This is a genomic window from Acidobacteriota bacterium, assembly GCA_020349885.1.
In the GTDB taxonomy this organism is placed as follows: Bacteria; Acidobacteriota.
In genome coordinates this window covers 633,789-647,610 of sequence record CP070701.1, presented here as the reverse complement: position 1 = coordinate 647,610, position 13,822 = coordinate 633,789, and the positions used below count along the sequence as shown (strand labels likewise).

The window sequence follows — 13,822 nt, the reverse complement described above, 5'->3', positions numbered from 1 at the left end:
CAGACTAAGAGTCTGGGCAAGCTCCGGCAAAAGCGGCAAAAGCGGCAACTCCGGCAAAATCCTTGACAAATCGCGGAAACGGCATACATGGAGAGGATGGAGGAGTATGTCGTATGGAGTATGCAAGGATTCGGTCATCGGTCATTGGTCATTGGTCATGGGGAGGATGCACCCCCCTCCCCCCCTATATTACGAAACGAACCTACGAAGTGCGCGAAAATAAAGGATTTTTCAATTTCGGCCTAGGAACGAACCTACCATCGGTCATCGGTCATTGGTCATCGGTCATTGGTCATCGGTCATTGGTCATCGGTCATTGGTTCCTCCCTACCGGGAGGAATCCTCAACGCGCCGCACGGCCTCTTCGAAAAGCTCGTTGACGTCCGCCCTCGAAGCCCCCGTGCCCACCGCCGTCACCTTCCCCTCCCTCAGCGGCCCCACGTTGAAGGGAACGAGGACGCCGTGCTTCCGCCGGCCGTCGTAGAGGAGGTCTTTCCAGATTCTCCGGAGGTAAGAGAACCCGGCGCTGCCCTTGGGCAGGTGCAGGTTCCGCGAGCGGGCGGCGGCGACGGGCCCGTGGCGTTTTTCCAGGATGTGGACGATGTCCCACGGATACATCGCGCCCGTGACGCGGGGGTTGCACTCGGTGGCGAACATTCCCTCCCCGGTCTCGATGAAGTCGAAGCCGAAGGGGCCGATGAAATTCTCGTGGAGAAAATGCCGCGCGATCTTGAGCGAGTGGGCCTTGACGAGCGGGACGTCGAACGCGACGGGGAACTCGTTGCCGCAGTGGACGACGCCCCGGTCGAGGAGCTGGTTCGACGTCCGCAGGTGGTAAATCTTCCTCTCCCGGGTGATGAACCACGTCGAGGAGGGCGAGGAGAGAACCTTCTTACAGAAAGGCTCCACCACGTACTTTTCCCCCTTGTCGCTCTCCCGCAGCACCTTCCTTATAAGCTCCTCGTCTACCTTGGGGAAGAGGTACATGGCCGAGGCGGAGGAGCTGTGCTCCCCGCGGATGCACGCGACGCCCGTCTCGTCGAGCATGTCGGCGACGCGGGCCGCCAGCGCCTCCGCCCCCTCGTCCGCGCGGAACACCGTGCTCCGCAGCACGGGCACACCCAGCGTGCGGCACATGTCCTTGAAGTGGACCTTGCTGTTGAGCTTCCAGGCGAGCCGCGTGTCCGAGTACATGGGAATCTCGAGGTACTCGCTCGCCTTGCGCTCCGGCTCGCCCGCGAAGTAGGGGGAGAACACCGCGGGCCCGCTCCGTGTGCGAAGAAATTTTTCGATCTCCGCCTTCGCCCCCGCGCGCACTATGCGGTCCGAGACGGGCTCCCTGAGCGGCCCCGGAAGTACGCAGACGTTTCTCGTGCCGAGCCCCGCCGACTCGAGCCAGTCCAGGTAGGCGTCGTCCGCCTCCTCCCTCAGGCACACCACGTCGCCCTCGCTCGCCACGGGAATGACCCGGTCGTAAAGGCAGGCGTCGGGGATGGAGTCCAGGATGCGCTCGATGCCCGGGATGGTCATCACGTCGTGCGCGAAGACCTTCCTCTCCCCGAGAAGCTCTACGCAAGAGCCCTCAAGAAAGTTTTCGTCCATCGGGCGGCCTCCCTAGTTATGAGGCGCGGAAGCGGGGCGCGCCCGGCCCCGCATGAGACCGACAGTGCGCCGCTAGAAACTCCACTCCTTCATGAGGCGCTCGCGCAGCGCGGCGAGCTCCGGCGTCGAGCGCGCGGCCTCGCGCTGGAGGAGTGTCGAGAGGGCGTCGTTCATCTCGCACACGCGCCCGCACAGCACCTTCGCCATGTGGCGCACCACGCGGTGGGCGTGGACGTTGCCCGCCTCGAGCAGGTCGTCGAAATCGGTCTTGAGGATGCGCAGGAGCTGCGTGTCCTCGACACACTTCGCCGAGGCCGAGCGCGGCGCCTCCGAGAGAAGCGCCATCTCGCCCAGGATCTCGTTCCCGCCCAGGGACGCGACCTCGCGCTCCACGCCCGTCGAGTCGCGCTTCGTGATCGAGACCTTGCCTTCCACGACCTGGTAAAAGGAATCGCCCACCTCGCTCTCCTGGAAAATACTCTCGCCGCGCTTGAAGTGCACGGGGGTCGCAATGGAGGAAAGCGCCGCGAGCTCCCCTTCGCTCAGGGCGTTAAAAATCTTGTTGTTCGCCAGTGTTACCGTAAAGTCTTCGCTCATACGATTCTCCTTGCGTCAGGTCAACAATATAAAAGGCCGTTAGCCTCCATTCTACCCTTTCCGCGCCTCCATGTATAGCACCGTTCTCAACGGCCATCAACATCGGCGCGCGCGGCTATTTCGCTTTCCGGTGAAAGGCCCGCCCCGCCCCGACGAGGGCGCCCCAGTCCGGCGAGCGCGACGTGAGGCCCGCGAGCCCCGCCGCGAAGAAATGAAACCTGCTGCGGTAGGGGAACCACTTGAAGCCCAGCCGCGCCACGCTTCGCGGCGGCGCATGCCCCTTGCCGCTCGTGCCTGCAACCTCCATGAGCAGGGCGGTGTTTTTCGACATGATCCTGGTCAGGGAGGCTCCGTAGGTGAGCACGTCGTTTTGCCGGCGCGCCTCCGTGGGATCGCCCAGGATGGCCACGCCGAGGTTGGCGTCCAGCCCGGTTTTCTTGCCCAGCCTTTTGGAGACGACGACGCTGCCGAACACGTCCGTCTCGTCGGTGCCCAGGCCGCTTTCGTCCGAGGCGTTCGGGAGCTTTACGCCCCAGCGCAGCGCCACGGCCGGCCGCTTCTTTTTTTCCTTCAGGGCGAGCCACTTCGTCCAGAGCGTGAAATCCCCGACCTCGTGCTCGTCCTCGACCTTCTCATCGTCCTCGTCGGCGAAGCCCCAGACCTGCGCGGCGCCCTCGACCTGGAACTCGACGTTGTCCGCCGCGCCGTAGCGGAGGCTCACCACGGGCGCGCGCAGGAGGGAGCCTTCTGGAGAGACGAACGGCACGGCGTGCGTGTCGAGGTATTCGGCGTAGGCTTCCAGCACGGCCGCGCCGCGCGGAATCGTCGGCGCCCGCTCGGTCGTAAGGGGAAGCGGCGTCTCGTCGGCCGCCCGGCTTTCCTGAGCGGCCGCGGGAAGGGCGGCGGCGAGGCACAACAAGAGCGCTCCAAGGAAGCGGGCCATGGGCGCGCCCGCCCTACCGCGCATACCCCTTGCGTCCCATCAGGGCGTAGGTGCGGTGCTTTCCGGCCTCGACGCCCGGCTGGTCGAAGGGGTTCACGTTCCAGAGCGCGGCGGCGGCTACGGTCTGGAACTCGAAGAAATAGAAAAGCGCCCCGAGCGTCCGCTCCGTGAGGGCGGGGATCGAGAGCGTGAAGTTGGGGCAGCCCGCGCGCGCGAGCGCGAACGCCGTCGCCCGGGCCTCGGCGTCGAGAAGCTCCTCGAGTGATTTTCCGGAAAGGTAGCCGAAGGAGGAAAAATTTTCGAAGGCGCGCGCGAGGCGGCCCCGGTCGGAGAATTTCTCGACCCGCAGGAACGCGACGACCTTGTCGCGCGGGCCCTCCAGGTAGAGCTGGAGCTGCGAGTGCTGGTCCGTGGCGCCCCGCGCCACGACGGGCGTCTGCCCCGCGCGCACGGGCTTTCTTCTGAGGTCGCGCTCCTTGCCGAGGCTCTCGGCCCAGAGCTGCGCGTGCCACCGCGCAAGCCCCAGGAGACGGTCGGCGTAGGGCATGACGGCCAAGACGGATTTTTCCTTCTTCGTCGCAAGCGCGTGAAGAAGGAGCGCGGAAAGGAGCGCCGGGTTTTTCCGCGGTTCACCGAACCACAGGGCGTCGGCCATCCGGCGCGCCCCGGCGAGAATCTCGACCGCCCGGAGGCCCGCGAAGTGGGCCGGAAACATCCCGACGCACGTGAGCACCGAGAACCGCCCCCCGACGCCCCGCGGAAGCGTCAGCAGGGCCCAGCCCTCCCCGGCCGCAATCCGGGAAAGCTCCGAGGGCTGCGGGTCCGTCGTGACCACGACGTGCTCGGGCGGGATTTTCACTTTTCTCCGCCGCGCGTACTCCAGGACGCGCAGCAAAAGGGCGAGCGTCTCGGCGGTGCCGCCCGACTTCGTGACCACGTTGACGAGCGTCTTCCGCAGGTCCAGCCGGTCGAGCGTCGCGGCCGCCGTCTCCGGGTCGACGTTGTCGAGAACGTGGACGGGCTTTTTCCCGGGCCCCACGGCCTCGACGATGGTGCGCGTTCCCAGGGCGGAGCCCCCGATGCCCAGCACGAGCATGGACGAGAGGTGGCTCCTCGCGCGCACCGCGCGCTCTATGTCCCGGAGCGGGCGCTTGCTTTCGTAGGGAACCTCGGCGAAGGCCAGGCGCCTGCGGCGCCGCTTGAGCGCCAGCCGGCGATGGAGCGCCGCGGCCCGGCGCTTCAGGCCTTCCCACGCGCCGGCCGCGATGCCGTGCCGACCGCACGCGCTCGCAAGGGCGCGGGAAACGTCCAGGGTTATTTGCGCCTTGGTGGAGCCCGCGACGAATCGACTCACGGCGTCACTGCCACGTCTTGCGGACGGCGTGAATCTTGAACACCTCCTCCTCGTAGTACTGGCGGAAAAGGGTGCTCCACTCGGGCGTGTCCTCCTGGATGCGGCGCTTGATGGACTCGATCTTCCGGCGCACCTTCTCTTCGATGTCCGCCTCGCGCTGGGCGTCGTGCTTGAGGGTGAGCGCCACCTGTCGGTAAATCTCCTCGCGCGGCGCGTCAATACGGAGCGATTTTTCGGAATGTAGCGCCCGCGTTATCTTGTCCGAAAGATAGGACATCTTGTCCGGCGACATCTTCATCGTGCTTGCGGTTCCTATGAGAGGGGCAGTATAGCATGGTTTCTTCCTCAGGTGAGCGCCGAGGACGGCATCACATAACCGCTCCCGCGCCGTTGTTCCGCCCGCATGCTCCCTGTTATACTCGCGCCATGCACGGACGGGCGATGCGAGTCGAAGGCGCCTTGGCGCTTTGGGGGCTGCTTTCCTGCACGGCGTGCTTCAGCCCGCCGGCAGATTTCACGTTCATAAACGGCGCCGAGCCGCAGACCCTCGACCCCGCGATCGCAACCGGCGTCCCCGAGAACCGAATCATCAGCAGCCTCTTCGAGGGCCTCACGACGCGCCACCCCGAGACGCTCGAGCCGCTCCCCGGCATGGCCGAATCGTGGGACGTCTCGGACGACGGACACGTCTACACGTTCCGTATCCGGGAGGACGCCCGGTGGTCGAACGGCGAGCCGTTCACGGCGCATGATTTCGTATACTCGTGGCGGCGGGCGCTCACGCCCGAGACGGCCGCGCAGTATTCCTACCAGCTCTGGTACATCAAGAACGCCGAGAAATTCAACGCGGGCGAAATTTCGGATTTCTCCGAGGTGGGCGTCCGCGCCCTCGACGACCGCACGCTCGAGGTCACGCTCGAGAACCCCACGCCCTACTTCGTCTCGCTCACCTCGTTCTACACGCTCTTCCCAGTGCACCGGGGAACCGTCGAGCGGTGGGGCGACGAGTGGATCAAGCCGGAGCACATCGTCACGAACGGCCCCTTCCTGCTCAGGGACTGGCGACTCCGACACGAGATCTACCTCGTGAAGAACCCCCGATACTGGGACGCCGAAAACGTCGCGCTCCGGAGCGTCCGCGTCCTTCCCTCCGAGAACGCGAATACCGCCTTCAACCTTTACGAAAAGGGCACGGCCGATTGGCATGGGTCCATGCCCGCGCACCTCACGGACCTCCTGCTCGAGCGCCCGGACGTGCACGTGGCGCCCTACCTAGGCACGTATTTCGTGCGCGTGAACGTCACGCGCCCGCCGCTCGACGACCCGCGCGTGCGCCTGGCGCTTTTCCAGAGCGTCCGGCGCGAGGACATCGTCCGGTACATCACTCGAGGCGGCGAGGTGCCCGCCTACACTTTCACGCCGCCCATGCACGGCTACGAGCCGCCGGAGGCCCCGGGCTACGACCCCGAGGAGGCGCGCCGCCTCCTCGCCGAGGCGGGCTACCCGGGCGGCCGGGGGCTCCGCAAGCTCGTCTACCTCTACAACACGCTCGAAGGGCACCGCGACATCGCCGAGGTCCTCCAGCAGCAGTGGAAAGAGAACCTCGGCGTCGACATCGAGCTTCTGAACCAGGAATGGAAAGTGTATCTCAACTCGCAGCGCAACCTGGAGTACGACCTCTCGCGCTCCGGCTGGATCGGCGACTACGTGGACCCGAACACATTCCTCGACATGTTCGTCACCGGCGGCGGCAACAACGCCACGGGCTGGTCGAACGAGGAGTACGACGCCCTGATCGCCCGGGCCGCCCGGACGGACGACCATGCCGAGCGCATGCGCATCTTTCGCCGCGCCGAGCGGATCCTCGTCATGGACGGGCCGCCCGTCATTCCCCTCTATTACTACGTCGTCAGGTGGATGTACCCGCCCTACGTCCGCGGGGCGCCGCCGAATCTCCTGGGGGAACTTTTTCTGAAGAACATCTGGATTGAGAAGGAAGGCGTGTAGAGTATGGAGTATCGCGTATAGAGCATAAATCCCGCCGCCCGCCGCCCCGCGCTCAATACTCGATACGCCATACTCCATACGATATACTTTCTATACGATGCTCGTCTTTGCCACCAGACGCCTCCTGCTCCTGCCGCTCATCCTGTTCGTGACGGCCACGGCGTGCTTCTTCATCCTCCGCACGGTGCCCGGCGGCCCCTTCGACCAGGAGCGGGTGCTCCCGCCCCAGATTCAGAAGAACATCGAGGCCAAGTACAGTCTCGACAGGCCCCTCGTCGTCCAATACGGAATGTACATGCGCGACCTCGTCCACGGCGACCTCGGCCCCTCCTTCCGCTACCTCAACCGCAGCGTGAACGAGATTATCCTGCAGGCCTTTCCCGTCTCGATGACGCTCGGCATGCTCGGACTGATGTTCGCCCTGACGCTCGGCGTGGGCGCGGGCGTCCTCGCCGCCGTCAAGAAGAACACGGCCCTCGACTACGGCTCCATGACGCTCGCCATGGTGGGCGTATCCGTTCCGAACTTCGTCCTCGGGCCCGTGCTCATCATCGCGTTCGTCTACTACCTCGACTGGTTCCCCGTGGCCGGCTGGGGGCGGCTCTCGCACCTCGTCCTTCCCGCCGTAGTGACGGGCGCGCCCTACGCGGCTTACTTCGCCCGCCTCGCGCGCGGCGGCATGCTCGAGGTGCTCCAGCAGGACTACATCCGCACCGCGCGTGCCAAGGGCCTTCCCGCCCGCACCGTCATCGCCAAGCACGCGCTCAAGTCGGGCCTCATCCCCGTCGTCTCGTTCCTCGGCCCCGCGACGGCGAACCTTCTTTCCGGGAGCATCGTGGTCGAGATGATATTCGACATCCCCGGCCTCGGCACCTTTTTCACGCAGGGCGCCCTGAACCGCGATTACCTCCTCGTCATCGGCGTCGTCCTCGTTTTCGCGACGCTTCTTCTTATCTTTAACCTGCTCGTGGACCTCGCGTACGCCTGGCTCGACCCGAGGATAAGGCTGGAGTAGGAACGGCCCCCAAGGCGGACAGGGTCGCGGCACCTTTATGAAAAGCCTCCTGAGGTTTAAAGAATTCTTCCTGCGCTACCGGCGCGAATACGCGCTCGGGCTGGCCTTTCTCCTTGTGACGAACGCCCTCACGCTCATGATGCCGTGGATCCTGAAGCTCGCCATCGACAGCCTCCGCATCCCCCACCTTGAGCGCTCCGTCCTGGCCTACTTCGCCCTCATCCTGATGGGCGGGGCCGTAGTCCAGGCCATCATACGCACGCAGTCGAGGCTCTACATCCTGGGAATCTCGCGCCGCTTCGAGGTGGACGTCCAGAACGCCGTGTTCAGGCACCTCGAAACCCTCGCGCCCTCGTTCTACGCGCGGTGGAACACGGGCGACCTGATGTCGCGCCTCATCAACGACATCCGCGCGCTCCGCGGCGTGGCGGGGTTCAGCGTCCTGTATTCGGCGAACGCCGCGTTCCTCTTCACCATGGCGTTCACGTCCATGGCGTTCATCGACGTGACGCTCACGCTCTGGGCGATGGCGGCGTTTCCCCTCATCATCCTTATCATCAAGCTCACCTCGAAGCCCCTCTACGTTCGCTCAAGGAGCGCGCAGGAGAAACTGTCCCAACTGAGCGACCACCTCCAGGAGAACCTGACGGGCATACAGATCGTCAAGTCCTACGCGATGGAGGCGTTCCGGGTGCGGCGGTTCGAGGCCCTCTCGAAGGAGTACCTCAAGCGCAACATGGCGCTCGCGCGCAAGGAGGCCCTCCTCTCGCCTTCCTTCGTTGCTACCGAAGGACTCGGTATCCTGCTCGTCCTGTGGAAGGGCGGCGAGCGCCTCATCGCGGGCGCCATCACGCCCGGTGACTTCGTAGCGTTCCACGCGTACCTGGCCCTTCTCATCTGGCCGATGCAGGCGCTCGGGTGGCTCCTGAACACGCTCCAGCGCGGCGCCGCCGCCTCGGACCGTCTTCACCAGATTCTCTCCACTCAGCCGACCATCCTTGATTCGAGTCCGCCCGACGGCCCGGACCCCTCGTGGCATGCGCGCGGCGACGTCGAGGCGCGGCATCTCAACTTTTCCTACAACGGCCGCCCCGCCCTCGCGGACGTTTCTTTCCTGATGCGGGGAGGCTCGACGCTCGGCGTCGTCGGGAAGGTGGGCTCGGGAAAGTCCACGCTGGCCAAGGCCCTGCCGCGCCTGATCGAGGTGCCGCCCGGCGCGGTCTTCATCGGCGGGCGCGACGTCACGGAGCTTCCCCTCGGCGAGCTCCGCAGGCGCATCGGCTACGTGCCGCAGGAAGCGTTTCTTTTCTCCATGACGGTGCGCGAGAACGTCGCCTTCGGGCGCGCCTCGGCGGGCATGGACGAGGTGCGCCGCTCGTGCCGCACGGCGCGCTTCGACGGCGAGGTCGCGGCCTTCCCCGCGGGCTACGAGACGCTCGTCGGCGAGCGCGGCATCACGCTCTCCGGCGGCCAGCGCCAGCGCGGGGCGCTCGCTCGCGCCCTCCTCATCGAGCCGGACATCCTGATTCTCGACGACGCGTTCTCCAGCGTGGACAGCGAGACGGAAAGCTCCATCTTGAAAGAGCTTCGCGCCCTCCGCCGGGACGGGACGACGCTCATCATCTCGCAGCGCATCTCCACGGTGCGGCACGCCGACCTGATCATCGTGCTGGACGAGGGGCGCGTCCTCGAGCAGGGAAACCACGCGGAGCTTCTCCGCCGGGGCGGCCTCTACGCGCGCCTCCACGAGCAGCAGCGCCTCAAGGAAGAGTTGGAGAAGGTGACCTGAAATGGATTCCTCCGAGAAGCACGACGGAACGCGGGCCCCGGAGCGCGGATACGACGTCCGCCTGGCGCGCCGCCTCTGGCCGTTCGTGCGCCCGCACCTCGGCTGGTTCGTCCTTTCGCTCGCACTCGTGCCGACGGTCGCGCTGGTGAGCATCGCCCAGCCCCTCGTCATCATGCAGGCCATCGACCACGCCATCGCCGCGCGCTCCCTTTCGTCGCTCCACCGCTACGTCGCCATGTTTTTCGGCCTTATCGTTCTTTACTTTTTTCTCGAGCAGGCGCAGATCCTGGTCATGGAGTACACGGGCCAGCGCGTGACGCTCGCACTGCGGACGGCCCTTTTCCGCCACCTTCAGAAACTTTCCATGTCCTACTTCACGCGCACTCCCGTGGGGCGCATCCTGACGCGGGTCACGAACGACATCGAGAACCTGAGCGACATGTTCTCCTCGGGGCTGGTGAGAGTGGTGGCCGCCGCGTTCATGCTCGTCGGCATCGTCGCGGCCATGTTCTGGCTCAACTGGCGGCTCGCGCTCGCGGCCCTGGCGGTGGTTCCGCCGCTTCTTTTCATCGCGGCCCGCTTCCGCCACCAGCTGCGCAAGATTTACCGCACCCTCCGGACGCTCGTGGCGCATGTGAACTCCTACCTCCAGGAGCAGCTGACCGGTATGGGCATCGTCCAGGCGTTCGCGCGCGAGGAGAAAAGCTACGAGGAATTCACCGCCCGGAACACGGCGTACCGCGATGTGCACCTGCGGTCCGTCTTTTTCGAGTCGTGGTTCTCGGCTATCGTCGAGGCCGCAACCTCGGTGGCGCTCGCGCTCCTTCTCTGGCACGGCGGCCTCCAGCTCCTCGACGGGGTCCTCACGCTCGGCGTGCTGGTGGCCTTCATCGAATACATTCACAAGTTCTTCGAGCCCATCCAGGATATTACAGAGGAATACGCCGACATGCAGAACGCCCTGGCTTCGAGCGAGAAGGTTTTCGACATACTCGACCTCGAGGAAAGATTGCCCGAGGACCGCAGCCCGCTCCGCGAGCACGCGTTCCGGGGCGAGGTGGAATTCCGAAACGTCTCCTTCGCATACGCGCCCGGGGAGCCGGTGCTCAAAGAGGTTTCGTTCCGCGTCGCCCCGGGCGAGAAGGTTGCCGTCGTGGGCCACACGGGCGCTGGGAAGACCACGCTGATGAAGCTCCTCAACCGCCTCTACGACGCGACGGAGGGCGCCGTGCTCGTCGACGGCCTGGACGTGCGCGGCTTCGACCTCGCGCTCCTCAGGCGGAACATCGGCGTCGCGCCGCAGGACGTCTTCCTCTTCGCCGGCTCGGTGCGCGAGAACATCGCGCTCGGAAAAGATTTTTCGGAAGAAAGGGTGCGCCGGGCCGCCGAGGCCGTGGGGGCGGACCGCTTCATCGGGCGCCTCCCGCGGGGCTACGGCGCGAACGTGGGGGAGCAGGGCGTAAACCTCTCGGCGGGCGAGCGGCAGCTCCTCGCCTTCGCGCGCGTCCTTGCGCACGAGCCGGCCGTTCTCGTTCTGGACGAGGCCACGTCGAGCATCGATTCCGAGACCGAGGCCCTCATCCAGGCGGCCGTCCCCAAGCTGCTCCGCCGCCGCACCTCCCTGGTCATCGCCCACCGCCTTGCGACCATCCGCGCGGTCGACCGCATCCTCGTGCTCCACCAGGGAGCGCTGCGCGAGGAGGGGAGCCACGAGGCCCTGATGCGCCGCCGCGGCATCTACTGGCGGCTCTACCGGATGCAGTTCGGCGAGCGGGAAGCGCCTCGGGAGACCCCTGCGCTTGCTTAAGAAACTTCCCCTCCTGTGTAATGGAGAGAAATTCCCGCCATGAACCGCACGGCCGCCCTTCTCGCCACGTTCTTCGGCGTCGGCTACACGCCGAAGCTTCCCGGCACCGCAGCCTCGCTCGCGGCGTTCGCGTGCTGGGCGGGGCTCTCCGCGCTCCTGCCCGCGTGGGCCGTGGCCCTGTTCCTGGCCCACGTGGCGCCGTTTCTTTTCTCCGCGACGCACGTATACCTCAAGACCAAAAGCGAGCGCGACCCGGGAGAAATCGTGGCCGACGAGGTGCTGGGGAGCGGCGTCGCCGTTCTTTTTCTTCCGCTCTCGTGGACGGCTTTCGTCATGGCGTTCGTCCTCTTCCGCCTTCTCGACGTCCTGAAGCCGCCTCCGATCCGCTCCCTCGAGCGCGCGGGGGGCGCCTGGGGCGTCGTGCTCGACGACCTGGCGGCGGGGATTCTCGCGAACCTGCTCACGCGCGCCGCGCTCCACTGGATTTTCTGAGGGAGCGAAAAATGTTTGACATATGCTTGCCGACCCGTGCCCCCCGACCCTTGATCGGGGCAAGCCCGTCAAGGTCGATAGGACGGGCAAGCTTCGTGACTTGTCCGCCTCCCTGGCCGGGCAGGCCGGCGGATTCGTTCCTAGGCTCAAGTTAAAAAATCCTTTATCCATAAGCAGTTAGCGGCTCTTTCCGGGTCTCACAAAAAATCCTTTATTCATGCGCACTTGGTAGGTTCGTTCCTAGGTCGAATTAAAAAATCCTTTGTTCATGCGCACTTCGTAGGTTCGTTTCGTAATTTAGGGGGGGCGGGGGGTGTCCCCCTTCCTTCGCCCGCGGCTCCCCGCATGACCGAATGACAAATGACTCATTTTTCATTTTGCTTTCCGCATTTGACATCAGACATTGGGCATTATTCATACTTCTCCATGTATGCCGTTTCCGCGATTTGTCAAGCATTTTGCCGTTCTTGCCGGATTTGCCGCTTTTGCCGCATGTGCCGCTTTTGTCCCGACTACCGTCGGAGCTTGCCCAGACTCTTATTTGACGCGCTAGGCACTCCCTCCGCATAATGGAATTCTCCCTTGCCCGCGCTACGCCGACGGGCTTCGCCGGGGCAAGCACGTGCAAGGGCGGTACGCCATGGAAATTTTCCGCGACATCGACCAGGTGCAGGGCCTCAAGGAGCCGGTGCTCGTCGCCATCGGCAACTTCGACGGCGTCCACTGCGGCCACCAGCGCGTCCTCGGGGCGCTGGTCGAGCGGGCGCGCGAGCGCGGGGGCACGTCCCTCGCCCTGACGTTCTATCCCCATCCCATGCATGTGCTCGCCCTCGACCGGCTCCAGAAGATGATAAACACCCCGGAGCAGAGACTGGAGCTTCTGGAGGCCCAGGGCCTCGACGCCGTCGTGCTCGTCCCTTTCACGAAGGAATTTTCCAAAAAGAGCCCGCTGGAATTCATAGACGGCGTTCTCGGCGCCATGCCGGTCGGGGAGGTCCACGTGGGCGGGGACTTCCGCTTTGGCCGCCGCACCGAGGGCGACGTGGCCCTCCTGCGTAAGGAGGGGAAGAAGCGGGGCTTCGAGGTGGTGTGCGCCCCCGACCTGCAGCACGAGGGCGGGAAGCTTGGAAGCAGCGCCATCCGCCGCCTCCTGGGCAAGGGCAGCGTCGAGGAGGCCGCGCGCCTTCTCGGAAGGAACTACTTCATCGACGGCAGGATAATCGAGGGCGATAAGCGCGGCATGCGCATCGGCGTCCCCACGGCCAACCTGCGCTCCTACAACGAGATTATCCCGAGCCCCGGCGTCTACGCGACGCGCATCCGCGTGGGCGGCGTCCAGCACCCGGGCGTGACGAACGTCGGGTTCCGGCCGACGTTCCACCTCCACGGCGGCCTCACCATCGAGACGCACATCCTGCCCCGCGAGCCCCACGCGCCGTTCCAGCGCAACATCGTGGGCGAGCGCGTGCGCATCGAGTTCGTCGCGATGCTGCGCGAGGAGCGGAAATTTTCCTCCACCGAGGAATTGCGCAGGGAGATCCTCGAGCGCGACATCCCGCAGGCGATGGAAGCGTTGAAGGGACTGGAAAAAAGCTTAAAAGAATAAGCCTAAAAGTTGGGATTTCCGCTATTCCTGTCGTAGAATAGGAAGAACGCGGCGAATCACCGTCTCGGCAAAGGAGAACATCATGAAAAAGATTGCGCTGCTGATTGTCTGCCTCGGCTTCATTCCCGCCGTTTTCTGGGCCGCGCAAGATCCCGCTTCCTCCAAAGAGGAGAAAGAGGAAGTTAAACCGTCTGTTCCCGACCTCCTCAAGCGCGAGCAGGAGGGCGAACCCCTCACCACCGAAATGCACTTTATCCTGGGCCTGGACGCTTATGACAGGGGCGATATGGAAGAGGCCGCAAGGCGGTTCGGCATTTCAGCTTCGAAGGGAAAAGGTTCTGAGGCCTATAACAAGTGGGGTCTTGCGCTTTCCGATTTGGCCGAGATGAAAGGAGACGAGGCGCTCTTCCGGGAGTCCTTCGACAAGTTCGCCGAGGCCGTCCGCCTCGAGCCCGATGACCACGAAGCCTACTACAACTGGGGTGTTGCGCTTGTGAATCTGGCCATGATGAAGGAAGACGAAGTGCTCCTCCGGGAGTCCTTCACCAAGTTCGCCGAGGACGTCCGCCTCAATCCCGATTACCACCACGCATAAGACAACTGGGGCCCT

General features: G+C 64.9%; 12 protein-coding genes. 7 read left to right on the top strand and 5 right to left on the bottom strand.

Annotated elements, in window-relative coordinates; translation table 11 throughout:
* Positions 1–327 precede the first annotated feature (327 nt).
* The 5 genes from JSV08_02815 to JSV08_02795 form a co-directional block, all read right to left on the bottom strand.
* Complete coding sequence (locus JSV08_02815) at positions 328–1,602, bottom strand: hypothetical protein (GenBank protein UCF81360.1); 1,275 nt, start codon at positions 1,600–1,602, stop codon at positions 328–330.
* A 72-nt stretch (positions 1,603–1,674) separates the two neighbouring features.
* Complete coding sequence (locus tag JSV08_02810; GenBank protein UCF81359.1) at positions 1,675–2,199, bottom strand: cyclic nucleotide-binding domain-containing protein; 525 nt, start codon at positions 2,197–2,199, stop codon at positions 1,675–1,677.
* A gap of 115 nt (positions 2,200–2,314) precedes the next feature.
* Positions 2,315–3,142: a transporter gene (locus JSV08_02805; protein UCF81358.1), complete on the bottom strand. Its 828-nt coding sequence runs from the start codon at positions 3,140–3,142 to the stop codon at positions 2,315–2,317.
* Positions 3,143–3,155: 13 nt separating this feature from the next.
* Positions 3,156–4,496, bottom strand: coding sequence for a glucose-6-phosphate isomerase (locus JSV08_02800; protein ID UCF81357.1), 1,341 nt, complete (start codon positions 4,494–4,496; stop codon positions 3,156–3,158).
* Positions 4,497–4,500: 4 nt separating this feature from the next.
* On the bottom strand, positions 4,501–4,794 hold the full coding sequence (locus tag JSV08_02795) for a DUF507 family protein (GenBank protein UCF81356.1): 294 nt from the start codon (positions 4,792–4,794) through the stop codon (positions 4,501–4,503).
* Between the two features lie 143 nt (positions 4,795–4,937).
* On the opposite strand from JSV08_02795, the gene JSV08_02790 reads away from it, so the two are divergent.
* The 7 genes from JSV08_02790 to JSV08_02760 all read left to right on the top strand — a co-directional run bounded on the left by JSV08_02790 (position 4,938) and on the right by JSV08_02760 (position 13,807).
* Complete coding sequence (locus JSV08_02790) at positions 4,938–6,503, top strand: peptide ABC transporter substrate-binding protein (GenBank protein ID UCF81825.1); 1,566 nt, start codon at positions 4,938–4,940, stop codon at positions 6,501–6,503.
* Between the two features lie 97 nt (positions 6,504–6,600).
* Complete coding sequence (locus tag JSV08_02785) at positions 6,601–7,518, top strand: ABC transporter permease subunit (protein UCF81355.1); 918 nt, start codon at positions 6,601–6,603, stop codon at positions 7,516–7,518.
* Between the two features lie 37 nt (positions 7,519–7,555).
* Positions 7,556–9,307, top strand: a complete 1,752-nt coding sequence (locus JSV08_02780; protein UCF81354.1) for an ABC transporter ATP-binding protein — start codon at positions 7,556–7,558, stop codon at positions 9,305–9,307.
* 1 nt (position 9,308) lies between these two features.
* On the top strand, positions 9,309–11,114 hold the full coding sequence (locus JSV08_02775; GenBank protein ID UCF81353.1) for an ABC transporter ATP-binding protein: 1,806 nt from the start codon (positions 9,309–9,311) through the stop codon (positions 11,112–11,114).
* Positions 11,115–11,153: 39 nt separating this feature from the next.
* Positions 11,154–11,606, top strand: a complete 453-nt coding sequence (locus tag JSV08_02770; protein UCF81352.1) for a phosphatidylglycerophosphatase A — start codon at positions 11,154–11,156, stop codon at positions 11,604–11,606.
* A 640-nt stretch (positions 11,607–12,246) separates the two neighbouring features.
* Complete coding sequence (locus JSV08_02765; protein UCF81351.1) at positions 12,247–13,212, top strand: bifunctional riboflavin kinase/FAD synthetase; 966 nt, start codon at positions 12,247–12,249, stop codon at positions 13,210–13,212.
* 82 nt (positions 13,213–13,294) lie between these two features.
* Positions 13,295–13,807: a hypothetical protein gene (locus tag JSV08_02760; protein UCF81350.1), complete on the top strand. Its 513-nt coding sequence runs from the start codon at positions 13,295–13,297 to the stop codon at positions 13,805–13,807.
* Positions 13,808–13,822 lie beyond the last annotated feature (15 nt).